The 15818-nt window shown below is 41.5% G+C and carries 18 protein-coding genes; 3 read left to right on the forward strand and 15 right to left on the reverse strand.

Annotation, left to right across the window (positions count from 1 at the left end):
- Positions 1-32 precede the first annotated feature (32 nt).
- From BUC10_RS04445 to BUC10_RS17805, 4 genes are all read right to left on the reverse strand, one after another.
- Positions 33-458 (reverse strand): DUF3052 domain-containing protein, encoded by a 426-nt coding sequence (locus BUC10_RS04445; protein WP_245812772.1) that lies wholly within the window; start codon positions 456-458, stop codon positions 33-35.
- A 29-nt stretch (positions 459-487) separates the two neighbouring features.
- Positions 488-1570, reverse strand: coding sequence for a DUF2652 domain-containing protein (locus tag BUC10_RS04450; RefSeq protein WP_073176718.1), 1083 nt, complete (start codon positions 1568-1570; stop codon positions 488-490).
- A 66-nt stretch (positions 1571-1636) separates the two neighbouring features.
- A complete protein-coding gene (locus BUC10_RS04455; protein WP_245812774.1) occupies positions 1637-3217 on the reverse strand; it encodes a trehalase family glycosidase in 1581 nt (526 codons plus the stop codon).
- Between the two features lie 117 nt (positions 3218-3334).
- Positions 3335-3496: a hypothetical protein gene (locus BUC10_RS17805; protein WP_165614852.1), complete on the reverse strand. Its 162-nt coding sequence runs from the start codon at positions 3494-3496 to the stop codon at positions 3335-3337.
- Between the two features lie 92 nt (positions 3497-3588).
- Here BUC10_RS17805 and BUC10_RS04460 point away from each other — a divergent pair, with 92 nt between their 5' ends.
- From BUC10_RS04460 to BUC10_RS04465, 3 genes are read left to right on the forward strand one after another with little or no spacing between them, the layout of a single operon-like run.
- Entirely contained in the window at positions 3589-4221 is a 633-nt protein-coding gene (locus BUC10_RS04460) for a GntR family transcriptional regulator (protein ID WP_073176720.1), read from the forward strand.
- 58 nt (positions 4222-4279) lie between these two features.
- Entirely contained in the window at positions 4280-4414 is a 135-nt protein-coding gene (locus BUC10_RS18005; protein WP_262493185.1) for a hypothetical protein, read from the forward strand.
- A 45-nt stretch (positions 4415-4459) separates the two neighbouring features.
- Positions 4460-5560 (forward strand): helix-turn-helix domain-containing protein, encoded by a 1101-nt coding sequence (locus BUC10_RS04465; RefSeq protein WP_131819046.1) that lies wholly within the window; start codon positions 4460-4462, stop codon positions 5558-5560.
- Here BUC10_RS04465 and BUC10_RS04470 read toward each other — a convergent pair.
- The 11 genes from BUC10_RS04470 to BUC10_RS04520 all read right to left on the reverse strand — a co-directional run bounded on the left by BUC10_RS04470 (position 5555) and on the right by BUC10_RS04520 (position 15748).
- A complete protein-coding gene (locus BUC10_RS04470) occupies positions 5555-6067 on the reverse strand; it encodes a hypothetical protein (protein WP_131819047.1) in 513 nt (170 codons plus the stop codon). The genes BUC10_RS04465 and BUC10_RS04470 overlap by 6 nt on opposite strands.
- 80 nt (positions 6068-6147) lie before the next feature.
- Complete coding sequence (locus BUC10_RS04475) at positions 6148-7230, reverse strand: amidohydrolase family protein (RefSeq protein WP_073176726.1); 1083 nt, start codon at positions 7228-7230, stop codon at positions 6148-6150.
- A 7-nt stretch (positions 7231-7237) separates the two neighbouring features.
- The gene (locus tag BUC10_RS04480; RefSeq protein ID WP_073176728.1) at positions 7238-7828 is read right to left on the reverse strand and encodes a nucleotidyltransferase family protein; all 591 of its coding nucleotides are present in this window, start codon (positions 7826-7828) and stop codon (positions 7238-7240) included.
- A 3-nt stretch (positions 7829-7831) separates the two neighbouring features.
- Positions 7832-8842 (reverse strand): XdhC family protein, encoded by a 1011-nt coding sequence (locus tag BUC10_RS04485; protein WP_073176729.1) that lies wholly within the window; start codon positions 8840-8842, stop codon positions 7832-7834.
- Positions 8839-10044 carry a molybdopterin molybdotransferase MoeA gene (locus tag BUC10_RS04490; protein WP_073176731.1) on the reverse strand — a complete coding sequence of 402 codons (1206 nt, stop codon included), beginning with the start codon at positions 10042-10044 and terminating at the stop codon, positions 8839-8841. Before BUC10_RS04490 ends, BUC10_RS04485 begins: the two co-directional genes overlap by 4 nt.
- The gene (locus BUC10_RS04495) at positions 10041-11117 is read right to left on the reverse strand and encodes a HesA/MoeB/ThiF family protein (RefSeq protein ID WP_073176733.1); all 1077 of its coding nucleotides are present in this window, start codon (positions 11115-11117) and stop codon (positions 10041-10043) included. Before BUC10_RS04495 ends, BUC10_RS04490 begins: the two co-directional genes overlap by 4 nt.
- A gap of 3 nt (positions 11118-11120) precedes the next feature.
- The gene (locus tag BUC10_RS04500; protein ID WP_073177188.1) at positions 11121-11714 is read right to left on the reverse strand and encodes an NTP transferase domain-containing protein; all 594 of its coding nucleotides are present in this window, start codon (positions 11712-11714) and stop codon (positions 11121-11123) included.
- Positions 11715-11737: 23 nt separating this feature from the next.
- A complete protein-coding gene (moaA, locus tag BUC10_RS04505; RefSeq protein WP_073177190.1) occupies positions 11738-12724 on the reverse strand; it encodes a GTP 3',8-cyclase MoaA in 987 nt (328 codons plus the stop codon).
- Positions 12725-12765: 41 nt separating this feature from the next.
- Positions 12766-13020 carry a MoaD/ThiS family protein gene (locus tag BUC10_RS04510; RefSeq protein ID WP_073176735.1) on the reverse strand — a complete coding sequence of 85 codons (255 nt, stop codon included), beginning with the start codon at positions 13018-13020 and terminating at the stop codon, positions 12766-12768.
- Positions 13021-13024: 4 nt separating this feature from the next.
- Positions 13025-15259 (reverse strand): xanthine dehydrogenase family protein molybdopterin-binding subunit, encoded by a 2235-nt coding sequence (locus BUC10_RS04515; RefSeq protein ID WP_073176737.1) that lies wholly within the window; start codon positions 15257-15259, stop codon positions 13025-13027.
- Between the two features lie 27 nt (positions 15260-15286).
- Entirely contained in the window at positions 15287-15748 is a 462-nt protein-coding gene (locus BUC10_RS04520; protein ID WP_073176739.1) for a (2Fe-2S)-binding protein, read from the reverse strand.
- Between the last annotated feature and the right edge of the window lie 70 nt (positions 15749-15818).

Below are 15818 nucleotides of genomic sequence, written 5' to 3' on the forward strand. Positions count from 1 at the left end.
AAAAAAGTACGTATTCTTAAAAAAGTTGAACATTACCTGTCCTCCTTTCGATATACGAATTTTAATCCGCTCCAATCTTGGTCCACAGCAGCCACTTTAACATCAACAAGACCCGTAGAAAGCATAAATTCCCTTATGGCATCGCGCTTTAAATCGGTATGGATTTTAGAACTGCCCTTAGGCCAACTCACCCAGAGTAATCCGTCTTTTTTTAAGACAGCCTTATATCTGGGAGCAATTTCCATCAATTCATTTAAAGAGGTGCAGAAGATGTGAATGAAATCAACTTCACCGGTCGCATCCTTTTGAAACGTTACATCAGCCGGTAAGGTTTCAAATAAGACTAGATAATGGGAAGGCTCATTGTATAGTAAAATGGAATGGCCTGACTTTATGCCCAATTTCTTTGCCAAAGGTATTCCTGAATATCCTGCCGACTGCACCCTATGAAGATACAATTTCCTGCTTTGTGAATGGAAAGGTCTGGTCAGACCGATTTGGCCCTAATGAATTCGTGCAAACTATGAACTGCCTCTTTTACATTTTTTAAGGTGAGTTTATTTGCAAATGCCCCCAAGAGAAACCGTTTAATAGGCGAATTGATTTTCCAGTATAATTCAATCTTTAACAGAGAACTGTTGGAAGCCTTTGGGATAAAAGTATAAAACTGATAAAGGTCTTCAAAAAAAGGATGGCTATGGGTCAGCTCCCCATAGATTAAGTGATTGGGGTCCGCATCCTTAGTGACAGTTACAAAGTCCAAGTGTTTACCATTGACCACACAAGTATGTTCAGAGCCAACCCGGGTTACCTCCAACTCATTATATTCCAATTTATCAACTCCCTTTTGCCAGTAATGACGATTTGCATAATTGGTAATGTATTCCATAAGCTCTTCCGCAGCAATGGGAAATGTCTCTTGCATAGTAATTTGGGGAGGTGCCTCCAGCGTTACGGATTTTGGCTGAACGAAGCTGTTCAATTTTAATTCCGAAGGGTCGATGAAGGAATAGATGTATTCCACATCCCTCTCATCATAGGTATCTGAACCTTGTCTGAAGCGATAAATCTTACTGGAATAATATGGTGACAGCATAATGTCCAATGCCAAAGATCTACTGATGAGGACATAGTTATCGCTATCCACGGAATTCTTAAGTAGTCTATGTGCTTTTATTACCTGTTCTCCAAAAGGCTTTCTGTTTCCCTGCACCTCAATATGCTGAAGGTTCCCGCTATGGGCAATGATTTTAAGTTGAAGATTAGGTGCCGTTGCACAAGCATTGCAGGGACAAATTCTATTTTTCTCCAGCATCTTCAAATGGCTATAGAAAGCCGTAAACATACCCTCTATCTGAGCCAGAAGATTTTCTTGGGAAGGAATATCATTTTCCTTGTAGAAAAACAGTGCATCTCCCTCTATTTCGGCGAGCTTGAGGTTTTGCGTATTGGCATTGACCAAAACCTCCAATAATTCGGATATAACATGTTGACTATGCTCTATTTCGGTAGTCTGGATAAACTTGGTATACCCGGAGATATCAGGAATGAACAGCAAAGATTTTGACATTTTTTGATTGGGATTATACCATTTGGTCTGGCCAGCGCTCTAAAACTTACCAGGAACTACTTGAATTTATTCGTCAAGCTCTTCCAACAACTTTTTAAAGCCCAATGCAACACCATTAGTCCAACCAAAGCCATCTTGGGTCTCATATTCTCCCCCACCAGATAAAAGGGAAAGGTCTTCCACGTTATATTTTTCCATCATTTTTCCTGTGTCTTTATACACTTTCTCATTAAGATGGAGCCAACGTTGCATAATTTCCATCGCCTCCTCCTTGTATCCATAGTTCAGTAATCCGTGCACTGCAATCCATTGCAATGGAGCCCATCCATTGGGTGCGTCCCACTGCTGACCCGAATGTTCCAGAGTGGTTACAAGTCCACCGTCCTTTAAAAAGTGGTTGAGGGTAATTTCTTTGACTTTCATGGCCTGATCTTCAGTGGCCATGTTAAAATATAGTGGGAACAGACCGGCCAAGGTCAGATGCGGCATGCTCTTATCGTCCATAACATCATAATCCATAAAAAAACCTTGTTCCTCATTCCATAAGTAATCCTGAATCAGTTTTTTTCTACTGTTGGCCCTTAGCTCAAATTCCTTAAACAGTTCGGTGTTATCTTCCATTTTTGCGGCCCTAGCAACTAAGCTTTCAAGATAATATAGCAGACAATTTAGGTCAACCGGAGCCAAAGAAGTGGTTATTGTAGAGCCGAACTTATCTTGCTCACTATACCATCGGGAACTAAAGTCCCACCCTGAAGCAGCGGCAGCCCGAAGGTTTTTGTACAATTCCCGTTTTAAAGAATCTGTTTCAAGGTCACTGGCCAAATGAAGATCTTCCTTGTAGGCTTCAGGTCTGGGGGTATCTCCCCTATCCCAATATCGGTTAAGGTAGCGGCCGTCGGCTACCGGTAACAAATGATTCAAGCTTTTATGATCCGAATTATTTTGTTCGCCTTCCATCCAATATCGATACTCCTTCAAAAGTTGGGGCAGATATTTCGCGATTAAGGTGGAGTCTTTTCGTGCCAAAGCACCCACCATTAAACCATAAAAAGGTGGCTGGGACCTTGTGTTGTAGTAATCACGTGTACCATTTGGTATAAATCCAATGGAATCTATAAGAAAGCTAAAATTATCTACCATGTTTTTAGCTAGGTCATCCCTATCATCAACCAAAAGTCCCTCAAGTGTGAAATAACTATCCCAATAATAGATTTCCTGAAATCGACCTCCAGGAACCACATATTTATTGGGCAGCGCTATTCGTGAAGAATTGGCCACAAACTCATCGGGCCCACGGGTAAGTTTGTTCCACATCAAGGTGATATGTTCGTACATTGTTTTGGTTGTATCCGTCTCAAACTCCAAAGCTTTCATAGATCTATCCTCGAAATTATCAACCACAAACACCTGTAAATCAAATCCTTCTAAATCCTTTTGAGCTAGATATGATTTTTCCAACTCCAAAAAACCTCTTTTAGGTACCAAATCCACAAACGCCTTGGAATCTTTGAATACCGGTGCCAGTTGAACCGCCTTGAACAATTGGGTCTCATAAAGGGTTTTAGCTGCTGAAGCGGGTTCTTCCTTGCAAGAAGAGAGCAACAACATAATTGAGAGAAAAACGGGAATAGAACGGACTTTCATGAACAAAAAATTACCTTATCAATGATTAGTGCTGAAAATAAGGAATAAATCCAATACACTAAAACAGGAATAAGGCAATTCTTGGCGTGGGTGTGGTTGTTTTGCGCTTTAAGTAGACTATCCGTTCACGTCAACGGTGTCCGTAACCATTTGCATGTGGATAAGCGATTCTTCCTCTTCATCCCTTGGTACATTGTAATCATCCGAGCTGTTGCTGCACCCAAGGGCAATCAGACAAAAAAATCCTACTAGAAAACAAAGGTTGGTGATTTTTTTCATCTTGTTAGGTTTTATGTTTAGCTAAGATATTAACAACTAGCACTTAAGGTATAGTTTATGTACAAATCGTATACGATTATGTATATTTGGATATGTTGCAACCTCAGATACTCAGAAATAGGGTAAAATCCCATCTATTACTTCAAATACAAAAGGGGGAACTTCAAGTGGGAAAAACAATAAACCTCGCCTCCCTTTCTAGAAAAATCGGTGTAAGTGTTACCCCAATCCGAGAGGCCTTGAGCCAATTGGAACAATCCAGAATCATATCTGCAATCCCAAACCGTGGATTCGTGGTCACTCAATTAAGTAGAAAAGAGGCCAAAAACCTATATGAAACCATAGCTCAATTGGAAATTATGGCCTTAGAAAGTTCTAACTTCTCGGAGGACGACATTTCCCTTTTACGTAAAAGGCAGCTTGACCTTCAACAAGCACATACTCCCTTTGGCAGGTTACAGGCGCGTCTTCAATTCCATGACCTTCTGGTGCGTAACTGTCAGAACGCAGTTTTGCTTCAGATTCTTGAGGAGCTAAAAACAAGACTTCTCTTCTATGAGCAAGGTTTTGGAAACGATTCGACCTTTTATGAAAATGTAGATAATCAAAATGAAGCAGTGATTCAAGCCATCGAAGAAAATAATGTGCCCACTGCTGCTTTGATTCTAAAAATGAACTGGATGGTTGTCTTGGAGTATGTGGAAAGTCGCATGAAAAGTGCTTAAGGATGATACCGAGAAAATAAATGGCGCAAGGAAACGTTAGAAAATAAACTTCTTTACCATGCAGTTTTTAAATAAGGAAATCGAGTTTTTGGTGAAACAAAAGTCGAAGAAATCATTAATCAAACGTCCGGTATCATGTGGTATTTTTCAAGAATATGAGGTTCAGGACAAGAAACCGGAAGACCGGCAATAGCTTACCTTCTTCAGCTTTGTTTATTTTTGGGTAAATCCATAACCCTTGAACCAAGCTTATCCCGATTTAATATTTAATGGCGTGACTTTATGTATCAGCATTCAGCTGATGTGTCTGGCACTCTTCTATTTTTATAAAAACAAATTTCGACTTGTTGTCCTAGGTGTCTTTTGTTTTATTGTCGGAGGAGTGTTCATCAATAATATTTTTTGGAATACCGTTAAGGAAAACCTTCTTTTGAGCCTACTCTTTGGTGCTGGTAAAAATCTACTCTTTCCTCCCCTTGTCTATAGTTACATCATTTCGGCTCAACTGCCGAAGGAGAAATGGGTCAAACACCTTGCCCTGCACCTTTCATTTCCATTAATGTTCCATGTGTCCTATATGACCCTAAAGTTTGGATTTAAGTCTTTCTTTATGGCCAATTATTATGTTATGGGAATCATACTCTATAATGTGTTGTTTCTAATTTCTCTCTTCTATTTGGTATTGGCTTTTTACCATTTTAGCAGGAAACACGAAATACAGCTGTCGCTTAGAATAAAAAAGCGATACCAGGTTTTTACATTTATGGTATTGGGCTATTACTTTATTGTGAACTTATACGCGGTTTTACCGATATGGATTCAATCAGAGTTTTTTGCCACCAATTTTTTATGGATAAACCGATATGTTTTTATGCCCTTGGGAGTTCTGGCGAACACCTTTATCCTAGCTTTTTCCATTACTGAGTTTTTCAAATTCAAATCCCTTTTTGTGCCTCGATTACTACATCTGAACCCAGATGAAATGATCATAGACCACTCCGATTTTGAGAAAAAGCTAAACGACACCCTTGATAATCAACAATTGTATGCCAATCCAACACTTAGTATCTCTGACTTGGCCGAAAGAACTAATCTCGATGTTAGTCAATTGCGGCAGTTCTTCAAATCTCAGCATACAAGTTTCAAGAAATACCTGAATGCCAAGCGTGTTGAGAAGTTTAAAAGTTTATTGCTTGATGAAAACTACCAAAACTACAGCCTTCAAGGATTGTCTACTTTGGTCGGTTTTCAATCCAATGCCACTTTCTTCAGGGTATTCAAGGCCCTCGAAGGTATAACACCCAACGAATTCCAAAAACGATTTAAGGATAAACTATGAGCCTCCCAACTGGGTTAGGTTCAAAACTGCAGGTGTACTCGAAACATTACAATCATCAACAATGATTTGCGCCACCAGTTGATTGGCATTGCCATTTCTTTCGATACTACCCGAGCCCGTGTAAGTTCCGGTGCATGGATTGGTGGGGTCAATGTTAAAATCCACGCGAATGATGAAGTTCTCAATGGCCATCGTAGCTGGATCATAATCAAAGTTGAATGTTCCATCTTTTCCATTGGTGCTGCAACAGGCCATAAAATCATTGGTTTCAAAATAGTCCCCTGCAAATTTATTTGTGGAAGTTTCATTCACCGTCAAAGAAACCGGTACAGTAATATCGTCACCGGAAAGCGTTAATTCCAAGGAACCTGTATAAAAACCCTCTATGGAGTCAACGGTTAAAGCATCATCATCCCCGTTGGGGTCGTCACCGCTAGAGCACGAGAGAATAAAACTAACCATGATAAAGCAGCAAAAAAGACCTTTGGGCAAGATACATTTTATCATGTGGAAGAATTTTTCTCCAATGTTATGCATTTATCCAGCCTTGATCCAGGTAAAAAAGTATCAAAACATAAAACTGAGACTTATTTAAAAAGGGAAGTGTCCAAACCGGGAATTAATTTTAGTGCATTTTCATGGTACACTTTGCGGAGTACTTCATCTGGTAAATCCAAGCCATACATGGCCCAAAAAGCATGGTATTTTTTGTAATAGGGGAAGTATTCATCAGCAGTTTCCAAAACCCTAAAATAGGTTGGAAATTCTTCCGGTTTCCAACTGTCCTTGCCAAACAGAATCCTATCTTGGTAAGCAATGAAGAATTGTTTTGCTTGGCGCGGTTGTCTTCCCAATTCAGCGATAATCGCCCCAATACCAACATACATATTAGGTATTTCATCCAATAGCTGTCCCAGTTTTTTCAAATTATTGGCATACCACCCCATGTGGGCATTTATAAATTTTGTCTTGGGATGCCTCTTAAACATTCGATGCTGTTCGTCAATAATCTGCTGCCAGGGGGCAGGATTGTTATCCGATCGCTTGCGTCGTGGTCTTGTTTTAAGTTCTAACCAACGTTCATTTTGTGCGTCCATAGGGTCCCAAAATGATTTTGGATCGGCAGAATGGATCAATACGGGAATGCCCAGTTCTGCGCACTTGGCCCATATAGGATCCAAGCGTGGGTCATCAACGGAAACACGATTACCATCGGTATCCTTATAGCGCATCCCCAAACTTTTGTAGATTTTAAGACCCTTCGCCCCGCTCTTAACATCCAGCTCCAATTGAGCAGCTGCTAGCTCTCCCCAATTTGAGCTGCCAACTCCACTAAAATCAACATTCGCAAAGACTACGAATCGGTTTGGATAGTTATCATTAACATTTTTGAGCATCGCCCGTAACCCCGCTCCTGAACCTCCACTTAAGTTAACCATAACACTAAGATTAAGTGCGTCCATGTCTTTGACCAATTCGGACAAATCTTGGGAAGCCATCCCAAATTGGTGGCTATGGACATCTATAAACGGAAATTTTGCGCTTTGGACTGGATGTTCAGGGACCACCAAGGTGGATTCAGGATTATATTCTTCAAAACCCATTTCTTGCGTATACCCAAAAGAAATTAGCCATAAAAAAATTAAAGTAACAGTATAGGTTTTAATCATTAAATTATTATTTATCAATTAATTGATTATATATATCCAAGGTATCTATATCTATTTCTCTTCCTACAGGGTCTATGGAAAAAGTTTGTTGGATGTGTGCTTTAATTATATCACGAGCTCCGAAATCCTGACCGAGCCCGGTTAACTCTGAAAAAATTGAATGGTCGAAAATGGCCGGCACACCAGCCTTGTTTCCATATTTGGTAGCTACAATCTTATATTTCCCTGAAAGAAAGGTGGACCTCATTTGATGGAGGAAATCCCTATCCACCAAGGGCTGGTCTGATAACAATATTAATATACCACTTGGATTATGACCCGACTTCAAAATATGTCCGACCCCAAATGAAATAGAACTTCCCATACCTTTTTGCCAATTGGAATTGACAACTACTTCCACCGAATCGGGAATTGAAGGTCGAATAGCCTCCACATTTGATCCTAAAACCACAAGAGATTTACCTGCTATTTGGGTCGCTTGTTTTATTGTCGTTCCAAGCAAGGTACTGTCTTTCCATGGCAACAACTGTTTTATGGTACCTCCCATTCTGGTGGAGGCGCCTGCTGCAAGAATTATAGCATGAATATCTGAAGACATGGTTCAGGTGTGAATACGGCCTACTTTATATTTGAGCAAGGAAGGTTCTTTTCTGTTTATGACAGCCAAAATTTCCGATAAAATTGAAATCGCTATTTCTTGCGGTGTTTCTGATCCAATATCCAGTCCCGAAGGGCCATGTACTTGGTCAAGAAACTCTTCTGAAATTTCTGGACTTCTTTCCAAAAGCTCGTCAAAAAGCTTTTCACGCCTTCTTAGGGGGCCTAAAAGGCCTAAATACGCACAGTTTTGGTCTTGGAGTGTCATTAAAAATTGAAGGTCCTTGACAAAACTATGGGTCATTACCAATACAGCCGTTTGAGCATCAACCTCTGGTCGATACAACTCTGGGTCTATATTTAACAAGCGCTTGATTCCAGGAAAGTCAACCTCTGATTTTTCCTCCTTAGGGTTGGCCACCACTGTAACCTCCCATCCTGTAAGAGCAGCATATTTGCACAATTGAACGGCATCGTGCTCCGCTCCAATAATCAAAAGTTGAAAACAAGGATACATTTCTTGCTTAAAACAGGATAAACCTTCGGTTGATTTCTTCTCCAATTGATTTATGGCCATCACCGTTCCTCCAAAATCAACAACGGTATGGTATCCTGAGCTCTCACTCAATTCCTTTTTAAAAAATGAACTGATTTTGAAGTTTTTTCTTTCCTGAATGGTATCCCAAAACGCAGAAAAAAAAGCTGCGCTAGGATCGAACAATTCCAATAAAATATAGAGTATGCCTTCACAACCTAAACGGTATCGTCCGTCATACACCATGATTTTGGATGTCCCAGAAGTCAAAACGGAAGTGGCCTGTCGCCACACTTCCTTTTCCACGCAACCCCCGCTCACTGCTCCAACCCTATCGCCGTTATCAAACAACAGCATTCGCACTCCAGGTCTTCTGTACGATGAACCATCCAGAGCGACAACAGTAGCTAGAACTGCCCTGCTCTCCTCTTCTTTCCTGGTTTCAAATTGCTTTACAATATGTTTTAATTCATGTGTCATTCTCCCAAGGGTTTGGTCGGCACAAACGGCACAAGTGCATTCTTTTCAATCTTTTGACCAGGATAAATCTTTACAAATCCATCGTATTTTGCCAAGGCTAACAAATCCCCGGAACCTGTTGTGGAAATCCTTTGTGCAATTAACTTACCATTTTCCAGATTGGTAGAGACGCCAATAAAAAGGGTCAAATCCGTTGTATTCGCAAGAGCCTCATCTAAAAATACATCAAATCCCGGTGCATGCACTCCCAAAGTTTTGTTAAGCCATGGTATAAAGTAGATATGGTAGTTGGCATAGGTTGAAACCGGATTGCCCGGAAAAGAGAACAAGACTGTATTCGAGGTATTATGTCTACCAAACCAAAAAGGCTTTCCAGGGCGTTGAAGTACTTTATGAAACGCTTTGGTCACCCCGAGGGCTTCAAAGGCTTCGGGTAAGAAATCAAACTTACCTTTGGATACCCCTCCACTAAGAAGTACCACATCATAATTGTCCAAAACCGACTGCAACTCTTGCTTCAATTTCTCAAGACTATCTTGAAAGTGAAACTCATCAGCGACGACATGCTCCTTTCCCAAAAGAGCTTGTAAGCTATGCACATTGGATTTTCTTATTTGATATGGTCTTGGGGTTTGATCTACATCCACCAGTTCGTTTCCCGTGGAGATGACTGCTATCCTGGGTAGTTTTTTCACTAAAACCATCGACTTCCCTACAGATGCCAATACCCCGATTTCTGCGGGTCCCAATACAGTTCCCGTTGGAAGTAAACTCTCCCCCTCACCAGTATCACTGCCTTGGTAATGAATGTTTTGTCCTTTTTTCACTTCCTGTTCCAAAGTAAACGACCTACCATCTTCTGATTTTGACAGATGTTCATACATGATTACGGTATCGGCCCCTTTTGGAACCATTGCCCCGGTCATCACCTCAATACAACTCCCAGTGTCCAACAGTTCCTGTTGTGGACTTCCGGCTTGGGCCAACCCAGCTATGGAATAGACTCGATTGGATATTGTATGGCTTGTAAATTTAATAGCAATGCCGTCCTTGGTAGACCTGTCAAATGGAGGGAAGTCACGATCAGCCGCAATTATTTCGGCCAAAACCCTCCCTGAGGCATTTTTCAAAGGAACCAATTCAGTTCCATAATCAGTGGCAAAAGCCATGACCTTTTGAAAAGCAGTTTCAAATGAGATCATTGAATGTCGGTTACTAATGGTAGTACTTTGTTCATACCGCCCAAAATAGAACAAAATTCAATATTGGGATAGATGGTTTGCAATTGCTTTGCTGCGATACCGCTTCGCTTACCTGACTGACAGATAAGATAGACTTTATTACTTGCGGGTATGGGAATTGGTCGTTGGCCAAGTTGATCTAATGGAATATGTTCGGCTTCCGGTAAATGACTTGCACTAAACTCTTTGGCAGACCTCACATCCACCAAAGTGATTTCCTGTGTGGTTCTGATGTCCCGAAAAACCTTTGGGTCAATCGTAGTCGCGGTAACACAATCCAAAGGGTCATAAAATTCTTCCAGTTTCTTTCTTTTTTTATGCTCTGCTATAGTCTGGAATTTCATCTTTGACATACGTTGGGTCAAGCCATCAAACACCATCAATTCACCAGACAGCACTTCACCAATACCTGTAATTACTTTTACGGTTTCCAAGGCTTGAAGCGTTCCCATAATTCCCGGCACCACACCAAGGACACCATTGTCATTGCAATCCGGAACCTCCTGCGGATTTGGCATTTTTGGATATAAACATCGATAGGTAGGCCCATCTTGATGATTGAAGACACTTAGATGCCCTTCAAAACCATGCAAGGCTCCATAAACAAATGGTTTGCCCAATATTACACAAGCATCATTTATAAGGTAACGTGTAGGGAAATTATCCGTGGCATCCACCACAACATCAAAGTCCTGGATAATCGTCAGGGCATTTTGTTTGGTTAAAAATGTATCGAAGGGTTTGAAAACAGTCTCTGAGTTTTGTTGCTCCAATTTTTCCAGCACAACATCCAATTTTAAACGATTTATATCGTCCTCGGAATACAATACTTGTCGTTGAAGGTTATGGAGTTCCACGGTATCCTGATCCATCAGGCCCAGAGTTCCTACACCCATGGCATTCAAGTATTGAACTACAGGTAAACCAAGTCCTCCCAAACCCACAACCAAGACCTTGGCGTTTGTCAATGCAGCTTGGCCTCTTTCCCCAAAATCCCTCAGTCTGGTTTGCCTATCATATCTGTTATCAGCCATAACTCAACCAATTTTGGATTTGGCAAACTGGTAATCGGCCAATGAATTGGCATTGTAAAGTACCTCGTCATGTTCTGGATGCACCATATGGATATCCGAATTGATTAAAAATTTCCTCGGGCAGCTACTTTCCGCAGTCTTCAGATAAGTCAAAGATTGTTCCAATCCCTCTGGTTCCCAGATGGTGACCAAGGGCTCAGGTAATCCACTTTCATTGGTAGCAAAAGAAGTAGCTATTTTCCTGTCATCTCGATTCTTCACAAGAATTCGTAAGGTATCGGCATCCAAAAGTGGTAAATCACAGGCCAACACCAGCCATGCAACCTGTGGAAAAGTCCTATGAGCACTTAGAATTCCATTGAAGGGACCTCGGTGTTGGTTGTTATCCAAAATACAATCGAATCCGGTCAACTCCGTTGCTTGCTGTTTATCCCGGACACTCATATAAACCTTATCACATAGATCATTCAACAACGCATATAAATATTCTCGCTGTGGAACCCCATGATAATCGATTAAACCTTTGTCGGAACCCATGCGTGTGCTCTTACCCCCAGCAAGCACAAGTCCATATAGTTGTGGGATATTCTCCTCCATTTTATTCGCTTTTATTCCTGCCATCAACCTCCTATGGAAGTCATAGAATTACCAAATACCGTGGTAGCATGCTCATTTTGTGCCTCAAAACCTGTCTTTGCCCTTGCACCAACAGCCTTCAAAATCTCATTTTCAATATTTTCCTTGGGCGAAGCTCCTCTGATGACCTCCCGCAAATTACTCTTGGGTTTTCCATACAAGCAAGTGATTACATCTCCAGTAGCAGTAACTCTTAAGCGATTGCAGCTCCCACAAAATGTTCGGCTAAATGATGGAATGATGCCAAAGGTGCCGGCATGCCCTTTTATCTTGTAATTTACCGATGTGGATGTTTTTGGGGATTCCAACTTTCTATAATCGGGGTAACTTTCGGCTATATGCTCCAGAATGGCCTTGTGGTTCCATTTGATGCCAGTAAAGCTTTTAGTACCGCCATTAAATGGCATTTCTTCCAAAAATCGAATGGACACTTTATGATGTTTCATAACCTCCAAAATTGGAATCATGTCCTGCTCATTCTGCCCCTCCAAAACAATAAAGTTGATTCGAACGTTGAAACCTTCGGTAATTAACCGGATAAGGTTGTTGTGCACGGTGTCAAATTGATTTCTTCGCGTAATGCGTTCAAAAGTATCCCTATTGATGGAATCCAGGCTTACGTTGATATTTTTTATCCCTAGTTCTTTCAGCTCATCAATATGGGGGCCTATTACGGTAGCGTTCGTGGTTACCGAGATTTCATTCAATCCGTTCATATCCGACAAAGCCCGTAACAACAACATCAAATCTTTACGAACAAAAGGCTCACCACCTGTAATCCTTATTTTGTCAATACCCTGACCCACCAAAATCTCACTAACCTGAATGAGTTCATCGATGGTCAACAGTCGGTCATTTTTTGCAAAATCAATACCTTCTGAAGGCATGCAATAATTACAACGCAGATTACAACGATCTGTAACCGCTAATCGGAGGTAATTAATTTGACGATTATGATTATCTATCAACATAGGTTTAGTTCCAAGTCTGTTCAACATAAGGTGCTTACAATTTATCCCCCACTAACCGGGGGAATAAGTGCAATTTCGTCATAAGCATTGATTGTTTCACTGTCATTGGCATAGGAGTTGTTCACCGCTACGGCCAGAGAGGAAAGTTTATTTAGCTCGGGATATGTTTCCCCCAAGAACTCTTTCAACTCCTTTACCGTTTTGGGAATTTTTCTGCCTGTTGCGCTAGAAGTGGGAACGGACAAGGTGGAACTCCCCACGATGTCCTTGGTTATCCCAAACAAAAGTATTGTCATATAATCAACCTATAATTTCCTTTTCAGGCACTTTTAAAAGTTCTGGCGATTTTATAAATGGTTGTTTGTAGAGTCTATTGCCCGTTGCGGCCTTCAAAGCATTGGCCACCGCACCACCAGCTGGCGGTAAGGTAGGTTCACCCAGTCCAGTTGGAGTGTGCTCGTTTTCCACAAAATAAGTTTCCACAACCGGAGCTTCTTTCATCCGTATTAGTCTATATCCATCAAAATTATTGGATGTTGGCTTGCCATCCTTAAATTGCAGTTCACCATACATGGAGTGTCCGACCCCATCAATAACGCCGCCTTCAATCTGGTTAAGAGCGCCAGTAGGATTGACCACAATTCCACAATCCACAACGCAGGTTATTTTTTTGACCACGGGCTCTCCGTTCTCAATTTCCACATCGGCCACTTCGGCAACATGGGTGTTGTGGCAATAATAATTGACAAATCCTTGATGGACTCCGGCAGGTTTAGTTCCCCAACCCGATTTTTCCACCGCTAATTTTATGACCTCTTCCATACGCTCCGGAGAGTATTGGATGCGCTCATCCGTAGTACCTTTTACATTTTGTAGCAGGTCCAATCGGAGTTGAATTTTATCAACCTCCATCATTTCCGCCAACTCATCAAAGAAACTTTGTTCAGCATAGGCCAAGAAATTGGTATATGGTGCCCTCCATGCTCCGGTAGTGATGTTGCTATCGTAGCTTGCGGCATCCACCTGATAGTTTTCCACAGCCCCAGCAGGGAAAAAGTTCGGAATAAGCCCATACATATTATCGTTGACGGCCGCTTCCTTTAGATGATATGCTGTTAATTTACCATCTTTCACTCCTGCTTTTATCCTGTATTTTATAGCCATCCGGTAGATTCCGTCCTCCATATCATCCTCTCGGGTATAGACTACTTTTACCGGTTTTTTTATTTTATCTGAAATTTCTGAGGCTTCAATAACAAAATCTCCATAGAGTCTTCGGCCGAAACCGCCTCCCATACGGGTCATTTCCAAATGGATATCCTTTTCTTCCCTACCCAACATTTTAGCAACAAGTCCTGCCTTCCAAGCGGGAGTTTGGATAGGACCGGCCAAATGTACCTTCTCTTCGGTGACATTGGCAAAGAAATTCATGGGCTCCATACAGTTATGCGGTAAGAATGGCGACTCATAGGTCCGCTCCAATACTTGATCAGCCTCGGCAAAGGCTTTTTTCACATTACCATCTGAACGCATCGTATTAAAATCATTGCCATCCAAGAGGGCAGTTAGAATTTCATCATGCTGCTCTGTACTTTCCATTGGGGTTTCCTCTTCCCAGGTCGCTTTGATAGCCTCTTTTGCCTTGAAAGCTTGCCAAGTTGTTTCGGCTATGACCACCACCTTATCACTAGAAGAAATCTTACTCGAAAAACCAGGGTCTTCCGCCAGCAAGGAGCGGACTTTTTCACCAATCGTCACCACATCAATAACCCCAGGCATACCTTTAGCTTCACTATCATCATAGGAAACTAATTTGTGTCCAAAGCTTGGCGGTCTAACCACGGCGGCATAAACCATACCATCGGCTTTATAATCCAATCCGAATAGTGGTTTGCCACTTGTTATCTTTTCAATATCAACGTTGGTGGCGTCCTTACCCATGATTTTGTAATCTTTGGGATGTTTTAGCTCTACTTCCTCTGGAACTTCCAAAAGAGCGGCCTCATTTACAACTTCTCCGTATCCCAAGGTCTCCCCTGCAGCGTTAGTAATAACACCATCGCTAACAGTGCATTCAGAAGGGTCTACTCCCCAACGTGAAGCGGCGGCACTCACCAACATATGCCTTGCCTTGGCACCAGTTTGCCTTAAGGCATCCCATCCTTGTCTAATGGATTGACTTCCGCCTGCCACTTGTCTCGTATAATTCTCGGTGTCGAGAATACCTTGTTCAACATAAACATCTTTCCACGCCACATCAAGTTCTTCAGCAATAATCATGGGCATCGATGTCTTTACCCCCTGACCTATTTCTGGATTTGGCGAAAAGATGGTGACCGCACCGTTATCAGCTATTTTGATAAAGGCATTAAAGTCGTTATAATCTAAAGTCGATAGGTCGATTGCTGGTTCTGCAATAACCTTTGGTTTGCACGCCTGGAACAGATTAAATCCAATAACAAGACCTCCACCTGCCAAAGAGGAGTTTCGTATGAAGGCCCTTCTGCTTAATATATGGGAATTATTTGATGACATTTTTTCGTTTTTAAGTGTGAATGGGAATTAATCCATATTATCGGCAGCAATCATAACTGCTTTACGGATTCTAGTGTAAGATGCACAGCGACAAATATTGCCGTGCATTGCATTTTTCACATCCTCTTCGGTTGGATTCGGATTGTTTTCAAGGAAAGCAGAAGCTGTCATAATCTGACCAGCTTGACAATACCCGCATTGGGGAACGTCCACTTCTTTCCACGCTTCTTGAACAGGATGGTTTCCATTTTCAGACAATCCTTCTATGGTGGTAATCGATTTACCATCAACCTGGGCAGGGGTAAGTGAGCAGCTTCGCATGGCCACTCCATCCACATGCACGGTACAGGCACCGCATTGCCCAATTCCACATCCATATTTTGTACCTACAAGGTCTAGGTGGTCCCTTAATACCCACAATAAGGGAGTATCTTCGGAAACGTTAACGGTTTGCGAAGCTCCATTTACTTTAATTTGATACGTTGGCATAGTTTTCTAATTGAGAAGTTGTTTGCTTGAAGTTACCAAAAATTGAATGGAAGCCTTGATTTTTAACAAA

The organism is Flagellimonas flava (genome assembly GCF_900129665.1).
Classification (GTDB): Bacteria; Bacteroidota; Bacteroidia; order Flavobacteriales; family Flavobacteriaceae; genus Flagellimonas; species Flagellimonas flava.

Coding starts and splice junctions, on each gene's coding strand:
- BUC10_RS18005 (WP_262493185.1), top strand. CDS start 4,280: ATGCAGTTTTTAAATAAGGAAATCGAGTTTTTGGTGAAACAAAAGTCG.
- BUC10_RS04470 (WP_131819047.1), bottom strand. CDS start 6,067: ATGATAAAATGTATCTTGCCCAAAGGTCTTTTTTGCTGCTTTATCATG.
- BUC10_RS04480 (WP_073176728.1), bottom strand. CDS start 7,828: ATGTCTTCAGATATTCATGCTATAATTCTTGCAGCAGGCGCCTCCACC.
- BUC10_RS04485 (WP_073176729.1), bottom strand. CDS start 8,842: ATGACACATGAATTAAAACATATTGTAAAGCAATTTGAAACCAGGAAA.
- BUC10_RS04495 (WP_073176733.1), bottom strand. CDS start 11,117: ATGGCTGATAACAGATATGATAGGCAAACCAGACTGAGGGATTTTGGG.
- BUC10_RS04455 (WP_245812774.1), bottom strand. CDS start 3,217: ATGAAAGTCCGTTCTATTCCCGTTTTTCTCTCAATTATGTTGTTGCTC.
- BUC10_RS04460 (WP_073176720.1), top strand. CDS start 3,589: ATGTTGCAACCTCAGATACTCAGAAATAGGGTAAAATCCCATCTATTA.
- BUC10_RS04450 (WP_073176718.1), bottom strand. CDS start 1,570: ATGTCAAAATCTTTGCTGTTCATTCCTGATATCTCCGGGTATACCAAG.
- BUC10_RS04490 (WP_073176731.1), bottom strand. CDS start 10,044: ATGATCTCATTTGAAACTGCTTTTCAAAAGGTCATGGCTTTTGCCACT.
- BUC10_RS04475 (WP_073176726.1), bottom strand. CDS start 7,230: ATGATTAAAACCTATACTGTTACTTTAATTTTTTTATGGCTAATTTCT.
- BUC10_RS04500 (WP_073177188.1), bottom strand. CDS start 11,714: ATGGAGGAGAATATCCCACAACTATATGGACTTGTGCTTGCTGGGGGT.
- BUC10_RS04515 (WP_073176737.1), bottom strand. CDS start 15,259: ATGTCATCAAATAATTCCCATATATTAAGCAGAAGGGCCTTCATACGA.
- moaA (WP_073177190.1), bottom strand. CDS start 12,724: ATGTTGATAGATAATCATAATCGTCAAATTAATTACCTCCGATTAGCG.
- BUC10_RS04520 (WP_073176739.1), bottom strand. CDS start 15,748: ATGCCAACGTATCAAATTAAAGTAAATGGAGCTTCGCAAACCGTTAAC.
- BUC10_RS17805 (WP_165614852.1), bottom strand. CDS start 3,496: ATGAAAAAAATCACCAACCTTTGTTTTCTAGTAGGATTTTTTTGTCTG.
- BUC10_RS04510 (WP_073176735.1), bottom strand. CDS start 13,020: ATGACAATACTTTTGTTTGGGATAACCAAGGACATCGTGGGGAGTTCC.